Raw genomic sequence first — 20,305 nt, forward strand, 5'->3', positions numbered from 1 at the left:
TATCTTAAAATGTAGTGCCATCGGACACAGCTTTAGTCCCAAACATTATATATGAAGGGAAACTTGAAGCCACGCCTTGGCCGTATGGTTGTTATTTTGGAAGATTTAACTGCTCGTTTGTGATATTCTGTGATTAACTACAACTACTTTACCGCATCCTCAACTTTATCGTTCCATCTATCAAAACGCAATAGTTAACCCATTTTACCGCTCATTCACAACTTGTGATGGCTTATCTGAATATGTAAGGAGAATTGCTATGTCTGAATTCATTGTGTGCAGTCTGGCGGACAAAAAGTTCGCTTTAAACTTTCTGGAAGTAGAAGAAGTCATGAATGCCAAAAAAGGGACCCCACTTCCCTTTTCTGAAGCGTGGCATGAAGGAATGGTGACTATTCGCGGTGGTGTCTTTACAATCCTTAATTTACGCAAAAAGCTGCTTCTTCCTGCATCCAGCGATTCCTCCGAGGACAAAATGATTTTGCTCAGCCGTGCGAAGATTGCTCTGCTTGTCGATCAGGTGGAGGACACGGCTTCTGCCGAGGACAGTCAGCTACAAAGCAATGAGGAAGAGTGGCAGCGCGAGTTGTTCCCTACTGTGATGGAGCATCAGGGTACCCTCATTCCGGTGATCGATATGGACGCTTTTCTTGCATCCACCAAGACGAACTAAAACGCAAAATACTCCCGAACCTTGAGCCGGCTTGCACTCATCGTTCGGGAGTATTTTCAGTTATTGGAGTCCCTGCCCCTCTTTCATGTGAACCAGCGTGTTCAGCTGCTCCAGCAACGTATTTCCGCCAGTCAGTGAAATCGTGCCAATCTTCTCGCAGATTTTTTCCATGAATTCCAGTTCTTTAAGACGATAGAGGGTCGCATTCTCGTCCATCAGCTTGGCCGTATTGAGCAGACTACGAGTGGATGCCGTCTCTTCACGTCGTGTGATTAGGTTGGCCTGTGCCTTCTTCTCTGCCAACAGCACGGTATTCAGAATATCCTTGATATCCCCTGGCAAAATGATATCCTTCACCCCTGCTGACGTAAAAGTCACTCCATATTCGCTGCTCTGCTCATTCAGTCGAGTCAAAACATATTCCGCAATCTCCTGCTTCATTTTCAGCAAATCATCCAGCTTCATCGTGCCAACGTACTCGCGCAGCAGCAGTTGAAGCATAATGTACATTTGTTCCTCGTATGCTCGGAATTCCAACGCCCGCAACGGATCGATGATACGGTACTGACAGACAAAGTTGAGGCGCAGCGTGATTTTGTCCTCTGTCATGATTTCCTGTCCCATCAGGTCCAACTGCTGCTGTCGCATATCTATCGTTTTGATCTCTGTATTCACCGTGGACATCCAGAAATAATATTTGCCCGGTTTCAGCTCACCCTGCAACACATTATCGTAATACAAAAAGCCCATTTCATAGCTGGCCACCTGAAGTGCCTTCCAGAAGCCCGGTGTCTTGGACAAGAATGCTTGCCCCAATGCCTTATCAATTGCAGGCTGCCGAGTATCTGCACGAACAAAACGATGTTCCTTGAGCACGTTCCAATAAGCATATTTCCCAGCCGTCAGCAGCTCCACAAACCGATTATCCTCATAATGCAGCACATATTCATGGTCCTCTACATCAATGACATTCAATTGCTCAAGCAATAGGGGATCTGTCAAAAACAAACGAATATCATGGTCCGGTACAAAAAATGGTTCGGCTACATTCAAAATTTCAACCGCTTCCTGCTGAAATGTCTTCAATAGGTAAGTTCCTGGTTGCAACAATTTGTGGTAGCTTCCTTTTTTGAACAGCAATCCGCGCTCATCGGATTTAATTGTTATCTTCTTAAACATCGTATCACTCCTAGTATTTAGAATCCTCAACTTAAAAGAGTGCTTTTTTCTACGTGTGGCGCTCCGCGATCCATTTGATCTTCCGATCGCTGTTGCCCCTGAATTTTTGGATTTGATGAACCCCTTATAGGGTTAAACTTCAGGGGCAAAAGGCGAACGCTTCGCTTCTTCAGATTCAAATGGACCGCTCCGTAGCTGCCCGCCTTAAAATTAACACACTTTTAAAATGAGGATTTTTTATTTTTATTTGTTGTAGTAGGGTTAGGACCCTTGCAGAGCATCCCTCCGGTGTGAACGGCGGGGTCAAGCTTGAGGAAAAAGAAAGATACCGCCTGTTTTCGTGTTATAAGGATGGGATTCATCAGCCCAACATCGACTGTGAATCTGTATCCCCGAAGCCTCGGGCCCTGTCGGCGCTTGCTCTCTCCGGTATCCGCTGGCCGCATAGCCATCGCCCCGGTATCTGTCATCAAGACCAGACATGGGATGCTCTTATCCGGGTCTTTTCATTGTTTTTATTCGATCATTCGAATACTCTACCAGAAGTCGCGTGGAAGGCGATTGGGAATCGAACCCTAATTGTTGGTGGATACGCAAGTTTACAGGATACCTGACCCCATCAGGGCAGGCACTGCGGGACCTTTGGAAATCCGCGCCTCGGTAATATCTTCCTGTATCAGCCTTTATCATTATCGCGTAATCTAGAACTCGCGAACATGGCGAAAGTATTACGACCCTATAAAAAACGAAAAAGACACAGGAGAAGCATATGTGCTTCCCTCGTGTCTATCTCTCTATAGTTAACTAGTCGCGTTCGTATCTTAGGCCTGATCCACTAGGATGTTTTTTCGAAAACGGGATCAGCGCCTGGTGTTGGAAGTTCTGGAACGTCTGTCGTTGTTGAGGCAATCTGCTGGTGTGTATAGCTGAATGGAGGGGTCTCGTATTGCAATCCCGCCTTTTCATAGGTAAACCAATAGCTGACACCCTTCCCGATATCGAGGTCTGTTACCCGCTGCTCCCAGACACCGCCGTTGTTGGTCATCCGGTAATTGAGCTGTTGTCCACCCGTTAAAGTATAATGCACGTCAACATAGGCTGAGGCTGTTTTGGGTGTAAATTGAAGCAATGCTTCACGATCGCTGACAAAGCGAGCTCCTACTTTATAATCCTCCGTTTCTCCGCCGCCCTCATTACCGCCAGATGCTGCCTCCGTAGTTACCGATACAGCATGGCTTGCTGCAGATAGGTTACCAGCTGCATCGCGAGCCTTAACGGTAAAGCTGTAAGTGGAAGCTGCATTTAGCCCTGTCATTGAAGCGAAAATACCGCTTATCTCTGCCGCCTGTGCCCCGTCCTTATAAACGATATACCCCGCAACGCCAACATTGTCTGTAGCTGCATCCCACTCCAGAGTGACTGTCGATGCCGTTTTGGTCGTAACTCGTACATTCGTCGGGATGGACGGAGCCTCCGTATCAGGTTGCGGATTGCCACCGCCGCTTCCATTTCCGGTATTAAAGCTGTTCGGCTGCACGATAATACTGTGCCCATCTGAGAAGGTTACCGTTTTGAACTGGTTTGTAAAATTGTAAGCCACATAAGTTTTTACACCGTTTTTATGAAATACGGCATAAATAGGTGAATTAGCGGTGATGCTGCGGTCGATGTTGCCTACAGCATCCAAATTATAGATCCAGTGGTAGACATTCGCGTAATTATGTTTTCAAACTCACCCCATAAGACATTCACCCTATAAGTTATTCATCCCATTAACCATTCACCCTAATAAACGTTTAGTATATAAAAAAAGAATCCTCCAGGCCTTTTAGCCCTTCAGATCCTCTGTTTTGAATTTATAAGTTTTTGAGCCTTTGAGTTTTTGAGTATTTAGTTTCTTATGCCCTTCCCATGCTCCACAACATTTCGGAAAAAGAGTGACTTTGCGGTGGGCAGCAGCGGAGCGAAGGGGTTGCATCTGGAGAAGCGGAAGCGTTCGCCTTTGCAGTGGGATTCTTACCTTTAAATCTCTCATACAATCCGAAGAATCCCACTACAACAGCGATCGGAAGATCAACCTCTCCGCGAAGCGCCTCCTCCACCCGAAAACAACTCACTCATTTTCCCCGCTCAAAATACCCTTCTATTTTCCAATCTACACCAACCTGTGTCACGCTCAAATCATGCAATGCCACCGCATCGCTCATCGCAGACACGCCTTCTCCCCCGAGAAATCCCGGGGCTGCACGTCCTCCAACCAGCTTCGGCGCCATATACAGCACCAGCTTGTCTGCCAGCCCTTGCTGCACGAACGAAGCGTTCACTTCGGCTCCGCCTTCCACGAACACCGATGACACCTCCGCTGCCCCCAGAATATCCAACATTTGCGGCAGGTTAACCCGATCGCTGTTTTCATCCTGTGTCGGATATACTTTTACACCCAGCTGTTCCAGCTGGCTTCGCTTGCCTTCATCGTAGGCCCGTCCTGTGAATATCCAGGTCGGAGCCTCCCCATCTGTAATGACACGAGCATCCAATGGAATTCGAAGCTTACTATCCAGAATGATACGAATCGGATTCCGTCCTTCTGGTAGACGAGTCGTAAGCTGAGGATTATCATGAATCACGGTCTGTACACCGACCAGGATTCCTACATGCTCGTGACGAAGACGATGCACATCCTCCCGTGCAGCCTCAGATGTGATCCACTTGCTTTCAGAGGTTCGAGTTGCAATTTTACCGTCCAGCGTTACTGCTGATTTGATCGTAATAAAAGGACGCTTGCTCACGATATATTGATTGAACACTTCATTCATGCGGATGGATTCCTGCTCACATACGCCGACAATGACCTCAATGCCTGCATCTTTCAAAATCTGCACCCCTCTGCCGGAAACCAGCGGGTTCGGGTCCAGCGCTGCAATCACCACTCGACGAATGCCAGCCTTCACAATCGCTTCCGCGCACGGGCCTGTCCGGCCGTGATGGGAACACGGCTCCAGCGTTACGTAAATCGTCGCTCCCTGAGCGTGTTCACCCGCCATACGCAACGCATGAATCTCGGCATGTGGCTCGCCGGGCTTCAGATGAGCGCCGATCCCAACGATACGGCCGTTGTTGACAATGACTGATCCGACGAGCGGATTCGGTTCTGTTTGCCCTTTAGCACTTCTGGCATTTTCCAGTGCCAGGCGCATATATTTTTCGTGAGTGGTCATAGAACCTCCCTGAGATCGGAATCCCGCAAATGGCCGGATCGTTCCACTTTTGTATTCAAATACCGTTCATTATATTGCGACACATCGCCCCAGAGCGGCATACGACCCGCCACATTCATACCCGATTTTTTCAAGGCATCCAGTTTTTTAGGATTATTTGTAATCAGGGTTACCGGCTTTTGTCTCAGGTGACGGAGCACACTAATGGCATCCGCATAGTTGCGTGTATCATCTTCAAAACCCAATTGATGATTGGCTTCCACGGTATCCATGCCTTCTTCCTGCAGAATATAAGCCATTGCTTTACTAAACAAACCGATTCCGCGGCCTTCATGGTTAGCCAGATAGAACAATGCACCCGTTCCATGCTCCACGATCATTTTCATGGACTGGTGGAGTTGAAATCCGCAATCACAACGCTTGCTACCAAAAATATCTCCAGTATGGCAAATACTATGCATGCGAACTAATGCATTTTCCGACTGCTCGAGATCGCCGTACACCAAAACGCTTGACTGTTGTCCCTCTGCCAAATCCAGTGTGGACAATCGCTTCACAATCGTCTCAGCGGTGGCATTCAGTAAGTCCTGACGATCTTCCTCATCCCGGACAGGCAACCAGCAATACCACTGAAAAACAACCGTTTCTCCTTCCAAATTAACTGGCAGCTTGATCGGTCCTACCAAAATCGTCGAAGATTGCTCTCCGCGAACGGTTTGAATTTTATCGTTAAGTAGCGTAGCTACATCTTTTTGGTTCATCTCTTTGCACCATCCTTTATATAAGCTCTATATAGAAAATGCCTAATTCCTCAAAGGCTAATCGTTATTGCTAGGGTCATAAATCATTGAACTCTGTGTAAAAAATGTTCATGAAACGTGGATTCCATCGTCAGTTGCCGTTCCTGAAGCTCGGTTACAGCCTGCCGTCGTCCGTCTTCGAACGCCTTTAGGTCTCCTGCGGTATAGCTCTTCTGTCGTAAACGAAGAAGCTCACTGGCTAGCACATCGGCATCCTTCAAAGCTGCGTTCAAGCCAAAAGCTCCGGTAGGTGTCATGGTATGCGCCGCATCTCCAATAAGGACCAGTCCGTTCTGCGTCCAAGTGTCACTACGACTGCTGAAAATATCCAACGGTACGAAGTCCTTCCATGAACGAATATGATCATGCACACTATGCTTCAAATCTGGAAAAGCCTCTGTAAACCGTTGTATAAATGGTTCAAAGGATTGCTTAAACAGGGTTGGAAAGCTACCCTCCTCCACATTCCAGCCAATTTGAATATAGCCCTCAGCCTGCGAGAATAAAGCCAATTGTCCTCCGTTGACCCATGCCAGACGAGTGACGGGCTCCCACCCAGCAGGTGCTGTGATTTTCGCCCATAGCAGATCATAGCCGTGTCGAATGTTCGTCACAGGCATCTGCGCCAGCTTGCGCACAGTCGAATAGCGACCATCTGCCCCTACAATCAACGAACTGTGAATCGTGATCTCATGACCGTTCTTATCGCGTGCGGTCAAGCCCGTGTACCCCTGCTCGCTGTTACCTTCCAACGCAGTCACAGTTGTACCCGCCAGGTAACGGAAGTACTCGTGGGTTGACGCCTGCTTGAGCAAAGCCTCCAAAAATCGAGGCTGTGGAATATGAACCCCCACATTACCATCAACTGATACTGGCTTGACCGTCTTCACTTGCCGCTGATGCCCCCAATATTCGATCCTTGTGGAGGCGAGAACATAGTTCTCATGAATTTGTTCGAGCAGCTTATGCCTTTGGATCACTTCCTGACCCTCATCATTCAAGATTTCACCGCGAAAGGCCTTTCCCGCTATGCTCTGTCGCTCAATCAATATCGTGGATACACCCTGCGCCGCCAGTAGACAGGACAACAAAGTCCCTGCGGGTCCCCCTCCAACTACGCACACTTCACATTCCAGCTTCATCCGACTTCCCCCTACACCCAAACCATAACCTCAACGATTAGTTCGTACCTGTTCATTTAATTACATCATTAATAATATCAAAAATAACATCAAATTAAGTTTAAATTTTAAGTATTCATATCTTAAGCTCCGTCTCAAAGCTAACAAGTTACTTTATGTAACAAAGTATATTTATATCATATCATTTCGTCAAGTAATAAATTTATGTAAAGTAAAATCATTTACTTTTAACAGTGAATCGTTAATAATAAGCATGAGGTGATCACATGAACATTCCGCAGATGTGTCCACGGTTTGAAAAGGCTATGGAACTACTGAGTAAGCGTTGGACGGTATTGATCGTATTTCAACTAACGAATGGTCCGCAACGTTTCGTCGCTATTGAGAATTCAATTCCTAATTTAAGTGGAAAGGTCCTTTCGGACCGTTTGAAAGAGCTGGAGGAAGAAGGAATCATACAACGTATGGTTTATCCTGAGAAGCCCGTACGGATTGAATACTCTCTTACGGATAAAGGACGCGATTTAGCTCCTTTGTTTGACCATATCGGTACTTGGGCTACACGCTGGATTGAGGTTCTACCAGCACTTGAACAGCAATGATTCTTATTGAAGCAGCTTCACGGCTACCGCTATTGTTCCTAGACTAATATGATAAAAAAACAGACTGCTAACATGCCAAAGAACGCCTTTGCTCTAAGTACAATTGTACTCATAGTGCAAGGCGTTCTATTTTTCATATGAAGGAACTTTAAACGTTTCCCTCACCGCTGCGCTGCATCTCCTCACGAATGGATTGCACCCGTTTTTTCCCCCAGTCATACATCATCTCCACAATGGGTAAAATCGTCATCCCCAGCTCGGTCATCGAATACTCCACCTTTGGAGGTACCTCGGGATACACTTCCCGGTGCACAATACCGTCCTCCATCAACTCCCGCAGCTGATTGGTCAGCACTTTATGCGACAGCTTTGGAAACAGCCTTTGCAGGTCACTGAAACGGTGCGGCCCTTCTACGCCCAAATGCCATAAAATAACGACCTTCCACTTTCCGCTTAACACCGACAGGGTCAGTTCCTTTTCGCAGTTATAGTCCCCGTTGACGATCTTCTCCCGTATTTCTTCTCTTAGTGTATCAGACATATATAATTAACTCCTTCTAAATCATCATGGTCTTGCACTCTAATAGTAACCTGTAGGTAACCTCCGTACTTGAAAGTGCATTCTTCACAGCCTGACGAAGCCATCCTACAATAGTAGATAATGTTACACATTCAAGGAGGAATAAAGTATGAGTAAAAAAGCTCTTTTTATTATACCCCCAGAGCGCTTTAATGAGGATGAATTGTTTAAACCGAAGGAAGCGCTGGAGCAAGCAGGCGTTACCGTGACCCTAGCTAGTACAAAAACAGGCGAAATCACGGGTGACTACAACGGTAAAGCGACAGCTGATCTTGTTTTTACAAACGCTGTGCTGGCTGATTATGATGTAGTATCTGTGATCGGCGGATCAGGTACGAATGACCATCTGTGGAATAACGCGGATCTCCAAACTCTGCTAAAACAAACTCATGAGCAAAAGACTTTATTGGCTGGCATCTGCGCAGGCTCTGTAGCCGTGGCTCAAACCGGACTACTCTCTGGTAGAACGGCTACATGCTATCCAGTGGATATACAAAAGGATCAGCTTCAAGTGCATCAAGCCGAATATCTCGCTCAGCATGTCGTTGCGCATAGCGACATTATTACAGCCGATGGCCCAGATGGTGCACAGGAATTCGGCGCAGCCCTCGTTCAAGCTCTGCAATAAGCACATTCTCGAAGTTCCAGATGACACTTTAAACAGCACTCCAACAAGCCGCATCACGTCCTTTCTATTGTATGGGACCTGATGTGGCTTTTTTGTGTCATTTTCATGCTTAAGTGATTAATTTAATTGTATGGTCCTGGATTTTCGTGTTAGCTTTAAACAATCGACGTTTAGCATAGGAGGCTTATATGCCGTGTTTATGAAAGGCAAAATACATTTACATCAGGTAACGTCCGAATCGTTGCGACTGGGCGCCTTACTATCATTAGTAGGGGGCTTTTTGGACACATATACCTTTGTTGGAAGAGGCGGTGTTTTCGCCAACGCACAGACAGGCAATATCGTGCTGCTGGCTGTCAAAGTCATTCAGGGGCACTGGATTCAGGCGTTATCCTATATCCCGCCCCTGATCGCCTTTTCACTGGGGGTTTTTGTTGCTGAAGGGATTAAACGAAAATCAACCCACCGTTTAACTCCGGACTGGACCCGCGCAATTCTTTTACTGGAAATTGCGATTTTTTTCATCGTGGGATTGATTCCGCAAGGAGTTCCCAATACGGTAGTGGTGGTGATCGTCTCGTTCGTCGCTTCCGTGCAAATGACTTCCTTCCGCAAGCTCATTGATGTGCCGTACACCTCCACGGTCAGCACCGGTAACCTCCGATCAGCTATCGAGGCTGTGTATGTCGCCGTAACGACCAAGGACACGAACGCTGCCATTCGAGCGATGCGTTATGGTGTCATCCTGGCAGCCTTCTTGGTAGGAGCCTTGCTGGGGGGATTTCTAACTTTGACAATTGGGGATAAAGCCGTTTGGGGCGCTGTTGTTGCACTTATTTTTTCTTTTATTTTATTTACAGAAAAGGAAAAGTGGAAGCTTCCCCTACGCCACTAATCCTCCATTACATCAGCCCTGAACGAACTGGCGCTGGGCCGTTTCAAAGAAATTCAAAAGGTCTTCACGGGACGGGAATGCAGCCTGAGCTGATTGGTTGCTACCGCCCCCCTTACCGTGAAATGCCCCCAGATTCTCTTTCAAAAATGCTCCGCAGCTAACAGACTGGGTGCCGTTATGTGCCAGAAGGATTTTGTTTTCTGCTGTTGTGGCAAATAGAACAAGCAAATCATGCTCAGCTGTCAGCTTGGTAGCCAATTGCTGCATGTCCTGCAGGGATTTTTGTTCGAATACATGAGCAAGAACATGCCCCCGCACAGCAGATAGCAACTCTTTCGCCTGGTACGAAGCATTTTCCTCTTGTAGGAGCTCCACTTGCGCCTTAAGCTGTTTATGCTCCTGCTCCCACTTTTCGAATCGGGTCAAAATATCTTTTCGCCCGGTATTGAACTTCATAGATAACACGTCCAATATCTGAACACTATCGTTAAAATCCTGGAGTGCGCGAGCGCCACATTTGAAATGGATTCTTGCCATCCCCTTCTGCTTCTCCCATTTTAAGCATTTAATGATCCCAATTTCCCCGGTCTGAGCTACATGTGTGCCACCGCAAGCATTATATTCAATGCCCTCGATCTCGACAATCCGAATATTTTCTGTCACTTTGGGCGTTTTCACAAGCGGAATGTCCTTCAATTGCTCACGGGTTACAAAATAACTTTTTATGCTGCGATTACTATAGATTTGCTGATTTACTTCCTGCTCGATTGCCGATAGCTGCGCAGGCGTTATATCCGAACAGTTCACATCAATCGTGTCATATTCTTGTCCCAGATGAAAGCTTTCCGTACGGGCACCCAACAACTCTAGACAAACCGCTGACAGCAAGTGCTGCCCGCTATGCTGCTGCATATGATCAAATCTGCGCTCCCAATCCAATCGGCAGGCTACTTTCCGATCCTCCGGCAAACGCTCTACCTGATGCCAAATGTCCCCATCTTCGAGGACAACATCTAATACCCGAACGCCCTGAATGGTTCCTGTATCACAAGGCTGGCCTCCGCCATGCGGATAGAAGGCCGTTTCCTCCAGCATAACCAAATATTTTCCGTCTCTTTCCATGCTTCGTGTAATATGAGTGTCCCACTCCGTAAGATGCGGAGCAGTGTAGTATAATTTTGTCGTCATTCCAGATTCCTCACTTTTGGGTTCTTTGTCTCGTGCGATATTCACTTATTATCAAGCACTTCATTGTAAATATCAATGCAGGGAAAAGCTTGAACCATTCTAGCCGCGTGGGTCTCATTCTCGATAATACCAATGTTCAATCTATTACTTCGATTCGTACAGCTATGCAGGAAATTAGCGTTTCCGAGAATATGGAACTGTCTGTTCCAGCTATGTTGAAAACCGGGATGAACGCAGACCAGGCCCAAGGGGCCCTCAATGGTATCGCCTTGGAAGTGCGTTCCCTGTTTAACCCAACCAATGACTATCAGAATACGACGATACTTGCCTTCACTTGTATGTTCTCTTTTATGATACTGAATATAAATAGCTTACCTCTGGTCGCTAGACTCCGGGTTTCCAAAAGGCTGGCTGTTGAGTTGCAAAATCCATTCAACATCCTGCTGCGTATGCTTCATTATACGCTGTTTTCGACGGCTGGCTTAATCTTCTCTCTCGGGATGCTTAAAGTGTTTGGGGGAGGCCGTTTCGAGGCCAATCCGATTTTCTTTATAATTCCGGTTGTCCTGTATGTATTCGGTATCGTTTGTATCAATGTCCTGGTTGCGTGGGGCGCTGCACATCCGGGAATAGCCATCGGCAGAATGGTGATGATACTCATGCCTGCTTTTGTTTTGTCAGGGGCTGTTCTTTCCAGATCACTGTTTCCACCTTTAGCGATTCAAATCGGTGATTTCTTCCCCTTCGTGTGGATGTACAAATTCCTGCGCACCATGGGTCTGCGTGGTGCACCTTTGCAAGAGATGCTTCCCGAACTCGGTTCTCTGTTACTATATGTTGGCGTACTCTCCATGCTGGTTATTGCCAGAGCTCTGTGGGAAAAACAGAAGCTGGCCAAGCAAACTGCGAGTTCTGCTTTTGAAAAGGGAGTGCCTATGCACGAGCCTATAAAAGGATAGGGCTCGTCTGTAAAATAAAAAAGGGTTAAGTGCCATCTAATGAGCCTTAACCCTTTTTCAATAATCAGGATTTAACAAATCCTCAACAATATGAAATTCTCATTGTTATCAGAATAAAATTCACTTATATGCCAGACCTAATTGATAAGCGTGCTCCAGTAAACCTTCAATGTATTCTTTCGACTCGGACAAAGTATCATAGAAGAACTCCACCTTGGACTCTCTTACTCTTGCGTAACCAGCAATGGCTTTATTCAAATAATTAGTAACCAAATCGTGATATTCATACTTGATCAGATGTTCTCTAGTCCCTCCCGCCAAGCACATCCACAGAACCTGCTTTGTCGTGAACTCCTGAAGTAAACCTATGTTCCACACTTTATCCAGGTACCCTTTTAGCATGGACGGGACACTATACCACCATAGTGGAAACACAAAGACCAGAGCATCCGCAGCCACTATTCTATCCATCTCTTTCCGTGTTTCAGGAGCATATTGTTTATGGGTCGTATTCCAATCCAGCTCATCTGCAGCGCTGTACACCGGATTGTATCCATCCCGATCCAAGTCCAAAATATCTACCTCGTGCTTATTCTCTTTCAATCCCTCTACAAAACGATTCATGACCGCAAGGGTAAGTGAATCTTCTCTAGGGTGCGTGACGACCAATAGAACTTTCATGTATCCGTAACCTTCTTTCTCCTCATAATTGGTGAACCCTGTCTACAGATGCTATTATGGATGTTATACATTAAAGTGTGAAGTACGCACTTCAATGTACTGTAGGTACTTTAAGGTTCCTTAGTGCCTTTTGTACTACAGGTCGGAGAGGGGGAAAAGTCTATGGAAGACAAAGCCAAAACCTATATGCTTGGGATCGAGGCAACTTTGGAGGTCATCAGTGGAAAGTGGAAAGGCATTATCCTACACCATTTAACCAGCGGCAGAAAACGTACATACGAACTTCGTCAACTCATTCCGAAAATCACCCAAAAAGTGCTCACTCAACAGCTTAGAGAGCTTGAAAAGGATGGAATCATCCACCGCATCATTTATAACCAGGTTCCACCCAAAGTGGAGTACGAGCTTAGTGAATATGGCTGGGATTTTAAAGATTTGCTTGATCGTTTTTGCTTATGGGGAGAAGATCACTTGGATAGGATCTATGGAGATAAAACAAAGGTGTTGGAAGAGTATTCTGTGAAGGAAAAAAGCGCTAAACAAGCACCACCTCATTAAGGAGGCGTGCTTGTTTGAAATACTATACCTAAGATGTGCACCTTGTTTATTCACCAGTCTCCGAAAATTTTCGAATACGAGCCCCTAAGGAATTATGAAATGATTAACCATAAATATAAGCCCAGTAGGGTCATAAAAAGTGTAGGAATAGTTAAGACAATGCCTGTCTTAAAATAAGTCCCCCAAGAAATTTTTACGTTTTTCGAACGGAGCACATGCAGCCACAACAACGTGGCTAATGAACCGATCGGAGTTATTTTCGGCCCCTGATCAGAACCAATGACGTTAGCATAAATCAACGCCTCTTTGACCATACTGGTTGTATGGGTGGCATCAATGGCAAGCGCATTAATCATGACCGTAGGCATGTTATTCATGACCGACGAGATAATCGCCGCAATAAAACCCATGCCCATGGTGGCCACAAACATACCTTGATCGGCAGCCGCTTGAATCACATGGGACAGCAGATCCGTCAAACCGGCATTACGTAGACCATACACCACAACATACATCCCGATGGAGAAAAATACGATAGCCCATGGAGCGCCCTTAATGACTTCTTTCATCGGCACTGCAGGGCTTCTTCGCGCCATCAATAAGAAAAAGATAGCAATAATACCGGCCACAACCGAAACGGGAATATTAAAAAATTCGCATGCAAAGTAGCCAACGAACAAAACCGCGAGAACGATCCAGGACATACGGAACATCTTTGGATCTTTAATCGCTTCCGCAGGCCTGATTAATTGTGTCGCATCAAACGTTTTAGGAATCCTTTTGCGAAAAAAAAGATACAGTACCCCTATACTTGCTCCTAAAGAAAATAAATTAGGTACAATCATGCGACTCGCATATTCCATAAAGGTGATCCTAAAGAAATCGGCTGACACAATGTTGACCAGGTTGCTGACCACAAGCGGAAGCGACGTCGTGTCTGAAATAAAGCCACTCGCTATGATAAAAGGAAAAACCATTTTCTCATCCAATTTCAATGCCCGAACCATCGCCAGTACAATCGGTGTCAGTATTAAGGCCGCACCATCATTTGCAAAAAAGGCAGAAACAACGGCGCCAAGAATGGTCACATAAACAAACATCCGGGTTCCGCTTCCTCGCGCAGCTCGTGCCATGTGAAGCGCCGCCCATTCGAAAAAGCCGATTTTATCAAGCACCAACGAAATCAGAATAATGGCTACAAAAGCCAGTGTCGCATTCCAGACAATATGAGTAACTTCCCAAACATCATGCAAATCGACGACACCCACCAGCAAGGCGAGTATGGCACCGCCGCAGGCAGACCATCCGATGGACAGATTTTTAGGCTGCCAGATCACCAATACTAAAGTAGCTAAAAATATAATGCATGCCAACAAAATCAATGTTCTAAACCCCTCCATTACATTACCTTATAAACATATACTTACATAATAGCACCGTTATCCCTTAAGGAGATACACGGAACAGTCTTTAGGATGAACAAGCTGAGGAATCCGGTTCACAAAATGTGATCGGCTCCTCCTTATTCAGCCATTTTAAAATTTGCTTGGAGTCTGGCATACGCTCAAGAACAGCTTGAATATGCGGCTTATCGTCTACATTTAAGGAATAGTATACCCACTGACTTCGTCGTTCTTCTTTTACAATCCCTTGCGACTTTAATTTTCTCAAATGTTGGCTAATTGCTGGCTGCGACATATCAAAGATATCTACAAATTCGCAAACACACCATTCTCTTTGTCTTAGCAGGGAAAGCATGGCCAACCGGGTTTTATCCCCCAGTAGCTTTAAATGATCGGCTACATAACCAAGTTGCTCCAATGTGTGACCTCCTTCCGCTTATATAACTACATGCTTATGTGCTAATGGAGTTCAATCTTAATATCAAGAACCGAATAATACTTATTCGTTTACCAATTGCAGAATCCAGTCTTTTATATCAACGATTCGCAGTGTTTTGGGGCGTGTATTCGTTCCGGAAATAATTAATGGGACAAGGGAATCCTTTTCATGCAGCGATCCATGAGCACCTCCACCGATGTGAGTGGGAGAACTTTCACCGACGAGTTCATATCCGGGTTGGACCGTGACGACAACATATCTTCCTTCATGTGAATTCATTGCCCCGTGTAACCTCGCCAAAACGTCTGGATATTTTCCATACTTGATCCGGTTGTTATTCACCTTAATATCCACAAGGTCCTCTTCGCCCGACAAGGTCCACGATTGTCCATATTCATCAATGAATTTTCCACCGGGATGATAAGAAAACAGCTTACCCGTTTTCCCCTTTGTAACATGAATATTGTTTTTACCATCTTTCATAGCGATAATGTCGAGCTTGTCCTCATTTTGTAAAAACTTCACCACGTCAGACAACTCCACCTTATCGTTAATCGCATAGATATACGCCATTCGTTCATTAGCGGCAATCACGATTTGGTCTTCAGTTCTTACGGGTTGATTTAATTTTGCAATGCGGTAATGATTCAAAAGAGGCCTTATATCAACCGTTGCTGCCTGTCGATCATCATAAACCGCACTCTGTCCACTGTCACCCATGACAATCCATATCGCATTGTTTACAGCCTGTTCCCACGAACCATATGCGTTCAACACAGTTTGCAGTGCTTGATCTGCTTTTTCGATTCCCTTCAGTTGAGTCGGGCCCTTTCTATGCGCCAAATTATCATTCTCAGGAAAGTATGTGATGGTTACGTCTGGAAGTTTCTTCTGGCTGATTAGAAAAGCGGCATCTTTTGCGGAAAATTCATCGTTCATCCCAAATTTTTTCCACAAAGGAGTATTCCAGTTATTTTTCGGATTCAATTGTGCCAGAGCTGCATAAGATAACCATTTAGGCCCTGTTACTATCATTTTTTCTGGCACCCTGTTGCTATTCGCTATGAAGTCAGGCACTTTTAAGGCATGTTTCGTTTTCCCTCTAAAGACAATAGCATTGATGGACGCGGATTCTTTTCCTTTGTCAGCCAATTCCTCATGTATGGTTTTCGTTTTTTTGTTCAAATGGACTTGGTTTAATTGGTAAATTGCGTCTAAGAATACTTGTAGTTGGTCTATCTTTAAGGCTTCTTTGGCACCATTGCCGTAGAGAATCATGCGTTTCTTTTGGTTGCTGTACCAAACGAGTCCGGGCACATGATGTTGGTCTGCATACGTTCCCGTTAATAATGTACTGTCGATTGTCACAGACATCGTGGGAAATGAACTCACTACATGCGGAAAATATTGCCCTTGATTTAAGAGATATTGCATTGCGGGTGCACGGCCTTCTTGAATTGCTTCTTGCAAAGGCTTATCCATTAAAGAATCAATCAAGATCACAATGACAGGTTTTTTGCCCATTTGATTTACTGTGATAGGTGGCTTCACACTTTGTTGTTTTAGCTGTTGACTGGAGTCCGCTCTACACCCCAAGACCAACAACAATAAACCTAGCACTAGTGCTATGGTAACTTTATTCTTCATGCCCATGTATGTGTCCCTTTCTTAGAAAAACTTGATCCACTTATTTTTTTCTTGTACTAAAAAAATTATTCCTGCATTGGATCATCGGGACAAAGGTATCTCATACAAGCAATTAAAGATACACCTCCATGAATTTTTTGGATCTAATAGGCCAAATTTAAGATCAAACCATTCAGGGAGGGAACATAACCATGACGACTACAAACATAAACGAATACTCCATGCATTATATGGATTCCGGTGAAGGAATGGCCATCCTATTCATTCACCCTCCGGTACTCACTAGCTTAAATTTCACATACCAAATCCAAGGGCTATCGCCCCATTTTCGAACCATAGCTTTTGACATCAGAGGACACGGTAAAAGTCAGCCTTCCGAACAAACGGTTACTTATCCTCTCATCGCCCAGGATATTAAACATTTGATGGACCGGTTGAGCCTGGATAAAGTGTTTTTATGTGGATATTCTACCGGAGGTTCGATAGTACTTGAATTTCTCTTGACTTATCCGGATCGGGCATGGGGAGGCATTGTTATTAGTGGAATGTCGGAAGTCAACGAATGGCGGCTAAAAAACAAAATTTCTTTGGGCATTGCTCTTTCCAAGATCGGCGCAGTCGGTACGATTGCGCTCTCTAATGCTTGGTCACAAACGAAACAGCTATCTTTGTTCCGTAAGTTATTCAACGATGCGAAACAGGGAAATCCTAGGAATGTCGAACAATATTACCGTTACAGCTTGAAGTACAATTGTACCTCACGGCTCGGAGAAATCCACCTTCCTGTCCTGCTCGTTTATGGTGAAGAGGATAAGCACTTTCATCCCTATGCCAAAATATTGCATCAACAATTACCGAAGAGTGAGCTTGTTTTCATTGAAAAAGTCGATCACCGCCTTCCTACGAAGGCCGCCGGATCATTGAATGAACTGATTAAGCAGTTCGTAGATCGCTTCAGTCTTTAAGGCAAATTCTACAGGAGAATTCCGCATACACATCTACACCCCACTCCTGATACTGTATCTTTGCCTGTATATGACCTTGCATATGACCTGCTCAAATAAGTGAAAAATAATATATAATATTTTACACTATGTAAATATACAAATTATGCTAAAGTCATATGTAGTTTAGATGGGATAGGTATGTATTATTCTGCTTCTAAATCTGAAGGGGTGTAAAAATGAAATGCTAAAGCGTATTCAAAATCTTTTCGTTATCCCTAACTACCCGCTATTCATGATCTGTATGTTATTACAAGGTATGGCTATATCCATCAGCGCGCCTTTTTTGGCTGTATATTTTACAAGTACACTTGGCGTATCTGTGGGAACCTTTGGTGTATTTACAGCTGTGACTTTGATTTGTGGCATATGGATAAGCTCTCTGATTGCTAAACGTTCTGATACCGGCTTAGATCGCAAACAAATTTTGGTGATTTGTACGTTATTTAATGCCGTAGCCTTTGCAGGATATCTTGTAATCCAAAATTTTTATGTGCTTTTTGTTTATATGACGATCTTTACGGCCATTGGTGCTCCTGGGATGCCGCAGTTATTTGCCAGTGCACGTGAAGCAGTAAATCGCAGTAAATCTGCGGATCACGCCTTTGCGAATTCAACGCTTCGGTCTATGTTTTCTCTTGGCTTTATTACCGGGCCGCTTTTTGGTTCCTTTTTGATTGCACATACGGGCTTTAAGGGTATCTTTATGGGAACGACCTCTATTTTTGTTCTCATTGCTGTGCTTCTATTCTTTTTTATCAAGCAGCCTCCCGCTCAACTTAAACATAACAATCAACTTTCACTTCATCACATTACATTACATAAAAATATTGAGATTCTGATTCCCTTTTCCGTTCTTACTCTGCTCTATACGTCTCACTGGATGAATAATTTGAATATTTCCTTGTTCATCATTCACAATTTACAAGGCGACACGAGTGACGTTGCTCTAGTATCCAGTATTTGCGCAATTGTAGAAATACCCTTGATGCTCATGCTAGGCGTACTAGCAGCTAAATACTCCAACCGTTTGCTTATATTTTTAGGAGCATTAACAGGAGTTGTCTATTATCTCCTTGTCCTTATGTCTACGGAGATGTGGCAGCTATTCGTGGGGCAGCTTCTTCTAGCCTTCTTTGTTGCAGTGATTTCTGCCATTGGCATTAGTTACATGCAGGATTTGTTGCCCTCTCTTCCAGGGTACGCATCGACGCTATATTCCAATGCGACAACCATCGGAAGACTGGTGGGGAGCTTGATGGGCGGATTAACCGCTCAATGGATTGGTTACCGAAATACCTATTGGGTCTGTTTGGCCCTAATCATCTGCTCCCTTGGTCTTCTGGCGATTTCAAAGAAACTAGAGTTTGAAAAATCTGCTACTTTAAAAGAAAGGAATCACAGTATATAGACTGCCGCTTATTTTTCTATGGTGGAGAAATGGCTCATGATTGTATCTGCCGCATGACTGTACCCACTAGCCTGGCGTAATGATTCGCCAATCACATGAGCCTGTTCTTTATAGGTTGGATGACTCAATACCTCTAATAAGGCAGCTCTCAAACTAGCGGGTGTAAGCTCATTTTTATCCACAACAACACCCGCTCCCAGTTCCTGCACCCGACTAGCTACGATGGGCTGATCCGATGTTAAAGGAATCATGACCTGCGGCACATTGTAATACAGTGCTTCACTTGTACTGTTCATCCCCGCATGTGTAACAAAAGCGTCCACATGCTGGAGCATTTCCAATTGCGGAATATAAGGCTTGATTATAAAATTGTCAGGTATACACGAGGCCAATGGCTCCATGTCTGTATAATTGCCTGAAGACAGCACAAACTGCACAGGCAAATCGCGAAATGCTGCAAAACAAAGCTTATAAAATTCCAAGTCTTTATTCAAAATAGTACCCATTGAAATGTACACCGCCTGTGGATGCAGAACACGAAGTTGTTCGAACGGGAAGGAAGGAGCATCTTTACGCGGTACAATAGAAGGACCTGTAAAAATAAAACTGTGATCCAGTTTTTCGGCTTGCGGTTGAAAATAGCGGCTTGTATAAACGATTCTTAAGTGTCCGCCATGAGGAGCAATCTCTTCTATAGCCGGAGCGTCAACCTGAAGCTCATTAGCTAGTTGATGCGTTATTTGCATCGTAGCCGTGTATAACTTTTTTACCTCCGGATCATTGTCATTTATGCCTTGCCCCGATCCCAATGGCTCTACGAAAGCAAAAGAAGCGATAGAGCATACAGCAGGAATTCCTAGCTTCTCAGCAATAATCGTGCCTCCCCAACCCATCAAAGAATCATAGATTAAATAATCATAGGTTCTGTTTTCAATAACTCTCAAAACCTCTGGAATAATCGGAAGAATCATACCTTTTACCATCATGTATACAAATTGATAATGATGTTTGTATTCTGCTGGCTTTAAATCAGAGTCTTTGGAAAAAGCATCATCCACAAAAGGGTAGGTGATCATCTGCGCTCCTGTCTGTTGAATTCTCGTACGATATTCTTCCGTACACACATAGTCAACATCCTCCCCACTGTCTACCAACCTTTTCACTAATCCTAGTGTCGGATTAACATGGCCTTCAGCAGGCGTGATCACTACTAACACACGTGCCATACGTTACACCTCCAAAATCAAAAATAAATTACAATTTGAAATAAATGCACTTTTAACATAGCAAACATTTAC

The 20,305-nt window shown here is 44.8% G+C and carries 20 protein-coding genes and 1 pseudogene; 8 read left to right on the top strand and 13 right to left on the bottom strand.

The features are described 5' to 3' along the window. The first annotated feature begins 259 nt into the window (after window positions 1–259). Window positions 260–673: a chemotaxis protein CheW gene (locus tag G9G53_RS18410; RefSeq protein ID WP_039273916.1), complete on the top strand. Its 414-nt coding sequence runs from the start codon at window positions 260–262 to the stop codon at window positions 671–673. 60 nt (window positions 674–733) lie between these two features. Here the strand turns inward: G9G53_RS18410 and G9G53_RS18415 are convergent, their stop codons facing one another. The 6 genes and pseudogenes from G9G53_RS18415 to G9G53_RS18440 form a co-directional block, all read right to left on the bottom strand. Then, window positions 734–1,852 carry a slipin family protein gene (locus G9G53_RS18415; RefSeq protein WP_165149500.1) on the bottom strand — a complete coding sequence of 373 codons (1,119 nt, stop codon included), beginning with the start codon at window positions 1,850–1,852 and terminating at the stop codon, window positions 734–736. Window positions 1,853–2,155: 303 nt separating this feature from the next. Then, window positions 2,156–2,335 (bottom strand): hypothetical protein, encoded by a 180-nt coding sequence (locus G9G53_RS18420; RefSeq protein ID WP_165149502.1) that lies wholly within the window; start codon window positions 2,333–2,335, stop codon window positions 2,156–2,158. Window positions 2,336–2,687: 352 nt separating this feature from the next. Next, window positions 2,688–3,566 (bottom strand): annotated as a pseudogene (locus G9G53_RS18425) (fibronectin type III domain-containing protein); the annotation flags it as partial. A gap of 403 nt (window positions 3,567–3,969) precedes the next feature. Continuing rightward, complete coding sequence (ribD, locus tag G9G53_RS18430; protein WP_029519328.1) at window positions 3,970–5,070, bottom strand: bifunctional diaminohydroxyphosphoribosylaminopyrimidine deaminase/5-amino-6-(5-phosphoribosylamino)uracil reductase RibD; 1,101 nt, start codon at window positions 5,068–5,070, stop codon at window positions 3,970–3,972. Next, window positions 5,067–5,831, bottom strand: a complete 765-nt coding sequence (locus G9G53_RS18435; protein ID WP_029519329.1) for a GTP cyclohydrolase II — start codon at window positions 5,829–5,831, stop codon at window positions 5,067–5,069. Before G9G53_RS18435 ends, ribD begins: the two co-directional genes overlap by 4 nt. Before the next feature lie 83 nt (window positions 5,832–5,914). Next, a complete protein-coding gene (locus tag G9G53_RS18440; protein WP_165149504.1) occupies window positions 5,915–7,012 on the bottom strand; it encodes an FAD-dependent monooxygenase in 1,098 nt (365 codons plus the stop codon). Between the two features lie 266 nt (window positions 7,013–7,278). Between G9G53_RS18440 and G9G53_RS18445 the strand changes: the two genes are divergently transcribed. Further along, the gene (locus G9G53_RS18445) at window positions 7,279–7,614 is read left to right on the top strand and encodes a winged helix-turn-helix transcriptional regulator (RefSeq protein ID WP_013312049.1); all 336 of its coding nucleotides are present in this window, start codon (window positions 7,279–7,281) and stop codon (window positions 7,612–7,614) included. Between the two features lie 148 nt (window positions 7,615–7,762). Here the strand turns inward: G9G53_RS18445 and G9G53_RS18450 are convergent, their stop codons facing one another. Further along, a complete protein-coding gene (locus G9G53_RS18450) occupies window positions 7,763–8,155 on the bottom strand; it encodes a winged helix-turn-helix transcriptional regulator (RefSeq protein WP_165149506.1) in 393 nt (130 codons plus the stop codon). A gap of 148 nt (window positions 8,156–8,303) precedes the next feature. Here G9G53_RS18450 and G9G53_RS18455 point away from each other — a divergent pair, with 148 nt between their 5' ends. Continuing rightward, window positions 8,304–8,822, top strand: coding sequence for a DJ-1/PfpI family protein (locus tag G9G53_RS18455; protein WP_069011589.1), 519 nt, complete (start codon window positions 8,304–8,306; stop codon window positions 8,820–8,822). A 193-nt stretch (window positions 8,823–9,015) separates the two neighbouring features. After that, window positions 9,016–9,717, top strand: a complete 702-nt coding sequence (locus G9G53_RS18460) for a YoaK family protein (protein WP_029519333.1) — start codon at window positions 9,016–9,018, stop codon at window positions 9,715–9,717. A gap of 12 nt (window positions 9,718–9,729) precedes the next feature. Here the strand turns inward: G9G53_RS18460 and G9G53_RS18465 are convergent, their stop codons facing one another. Next, complete coding sequence (locus tag G9G53_RS18465; protein WP_165149508.1) at window positions 9,730–10,905, bottom strand: alanyl-tRNA editing protein; 1,176 nt, start codon at window positions 10,903–10,905, stop codon at window positions 9,730–9,732. Between the two features lie 32 nt (window positions 10,906–10,937). Between G9G53_RS18465 and G9G53_RS18470 the strand changes: the two genes are divergently transcribed. Further along, window positions 10,938–11,864, top strand: coding sequence for an ABC transporter permease (locus tag G9G53_RS18470; protein WP_274597672.1), 927 nt, complete (start codon window positions 10,938–10,940; stop codon window positions 11,862–11,864). Window positions 11,865–11,984: 120 nt separating this feature from the next. On the opposite strand, the gene G9G53_RS18475 is transcribed toward G9G53_RS18470, so the two are convergent. Beyond that, entirely contained in the window at window positions 11,985–12,545 is a 561-nt protein-coding gene (locus G9G53_RS18475; protein WP_165149510.1) for an NAD(P)H oxidoreductase, read from the bottom strand. Window positions 12,546–12,707: 162 nt separating this feature from the next. Between G9G53_RS18475 and G9G53_RS18480 the strand changes: the two genes are divergently transcribed. After that, window positions 12,708–13,103 carry a winged helix-turn-helix transcriptional regulator gene (locus G9G53_RS18480; RefSeq protein WP_039273890.1) on the top strand — a complete coding sequence of 132 codons (396 nt, stop codon included), beginning with the start codon at window positions 12,708–12,710 and terminating at the stop codon, window positions 13,101–13,103. A 92-nt stretch (window positions 13,104–13,195) separates the two neighbouring features. Here G9G53_RS18480 and G9G53_RS18485 read toward each other — a convergent pair whose 3' ends face one another. The 3 genes from G9G53_RS18485 to G9G53_RS18495 form a co-directional block, all read right to left on the bottom strand. Further along, window positions 13,196–14,485: an arsenic transporter gene (locus G9G53_RS18485; RefSeq protein ID WP_274386464.1), complete on the bottom strand. Its 1,290-nt coding sequence runs from the start codon at window positions 14,483–14,485 to the stop codon at window positions 13,196–13,198. 88 nt (window positions 14,486–14,573) lie between these two features. Then, window positions 14,574–14,924: an ArsR/SmtB family transcription factor gene (locus G9G53_RS18490; RefSeq protein ID WP_165149514.1), complete on the bottom strand. Its 351-nt coding sequence runs from the start codon at window positions 14,922–14,924 to the stop codon at window positions 14,574–14,576. 81 nt (window positions 14,925–15,005) lie between these two features. Further along, on the bottom strand, window positions 15,006–16,598 hold the full coding sequence (locus G9G53_RS18495; RefSeq protein WP_165149516.1) for an alkaline phosphatase family protein: 1,593 nt from the start codon (window positions 16,596–16,598) through the stop codon (window positions 15,006–15,008). A 185-nt stretch (window positions 16,599–16,783) separates the two neighbouring features. Between G9G53_RS18495 and G9G53_RS18500 the strand changes: the two genes are divergently transcribed. Beyond that, complete coding sequence (locus G9G53_RS18500) at window positions 16,784–17,557, top strand: alpha/beta fold hydrolase (RefSeq protein WP_165149518.1); 774 nt, start codon at window positions 16,784–16,786, stop codon at window positions 17,555–17,557. 223 nt (window positions 17,558–17,780) lie between these two features. Then, window positions 17,781–19,007 (top strand): sugar efflux transporter, encoded by a 1,227-nt coding sequence (locus tag G9G53_RS18505; protein ID WP_029519344.1) that lies wholly within the window; start codon window positions 17,781–17,783, stop codon window positions 19,005–19,007. An 8-nt stretch (window positions 19,008–19,015) separates the two neighbouring features. Here G9G53_RS18505 and G9G53_RS18510 read toward each other — a convergent pair whose 3' ends face one another. Next, window positions 19,016–20,233 (bottom strand): macrolide family glycosyltransferase, encoded by a 1,218-nt coding sequence (locus tag G9G53_RS18510; RefSeq protein WP_165149520.1) that lies wholly within the window; start codon window positions 20,231–20,233, stop codon window positions 19,016–19,018. Window positions 20,234–20,305 lie beyond the last annotated feature (72 nt).

The sequence above is a fragment of the Paenibacillus sp. EKM206P genome (assembly GCF_011066155.1).
GTDB classification, from domain to species: domain Bacteria; phylum Bacillota; class Bacilli; order Paenibacillales; family Paenibacillaceae; genus Paenibacillus; species Paenibacillus polymyxa_D.

Bases quoted from the DNA above. Each gene is read 5' to 3' on its own strand.
- G9G53_RS18510 (WP_165149520.1), bottom strand. From the start codon at position 20,233: ATGGCACGTGTGTTAGTAGTGATCACGCCTGCTGAAGGCCATGTTAAT.
- G9G53_RS18480 (WP_039273890.1), top strand. From the start codon at position 12,708: ATGGAAGACAAAGCCAAAACCTATATGCTTGGGATCGAGGCAACTTTG.
- G9G53_RS18505 (WP_029519344.1), top strand. From the start codon at position 17,781: ATGCTAAAGCGTATTCAAAATCTTTTCGTTATCCCTAACTACCCGCTA.
- G9G53_RS18500 (WP_165149518.1), top strand. From the start codon at position 16,784: ATGACGACTACAAACATAAACGAATACTCCATGCATTATATGGATTCC.
- G9G53_RS18495 (WP_165149516.1), bottom strand. From the start codon at position 16,598: ATGGGCATGAAGAATAAAGTTACCATAGCACTAGTGCTAGGTTTATTG.
- G9G53_RS18455 (WP_069011589.1), top strand. From the start codon at position 8,304: ATGAGTAAAAAAGCTCTTTTTATTATACCCCCAGAGCGCTTTAATGAG.
- G9G53_RS18475 (WP_165149510.1), bottom strand. From the start codon at position 12,545: ATGAAAGTTCTATTGGTCGTCACGCACCCTAGAGAAGATTCACTTACC.
- G9G53_RS18465 (WP_165149508.1), bottom strand. From the start codon at position 10,905: ATGACGACAAAATTATACTACACTGCTCCGCATCTTACGGAGTGGGAC.
- G9G53_RS18440 (WP_165149504.1), bottom strand. From the start codon at position 7,012: ATGAAGCTGGAATGTGAAGTGTGCGTAGTTGGAGGGGGACCCGCAGGG.
- G9G53_RS18420 (WP_165149502.1), bottom strand. From the start codon at position 2,335: ATGTCTGGTCTTGATGACAGATACCGGGGCGATGGCTATGCGGCCAGC.
- ribD (WP_029519328.1), bottom strand. From the start codon at position 5,070: ATGACCACTCACGAAAAATATATGCGCCTGGCACTGGAAAATGCCAGA.
- G9G53_RS18450 (WP_165149506.1), bottom strand. From the start codon at position 8,155: ATGTCTGATACACTAAGAGAAGAAATACGGGAGAAGATCGTCAACGGG.
- G9G53_RS18435 (WP_029519329.1), bottom strand. From the start codon at position 5,831: ATGAACCAAAAAGATGTAGCTACGCTACTTAACGATAAAATTCAAACC.
- G9G53_RS18410 (WP_039273916.1), top strand. From the start codon at position 260: ATGTCTGAATTCATTGTGTGCAGTCTGGCGGACAAAAAGTTCGCTTTA.
- G9G53_RS18415 (WP_165149500.1), bottom strand. From the start codon at position 1,852: ATGTTTAAGAAGATAACAATTAAATCCGATGAGCGCGGATTGCTGTTC.
- G9G53_RS18445 (WP_013312049.1), top strand. From the start codon at position 7,279: ATGAACATTCCGCAGATGTGTCCACGGTTTGAAAAGGCTATGGAACTA.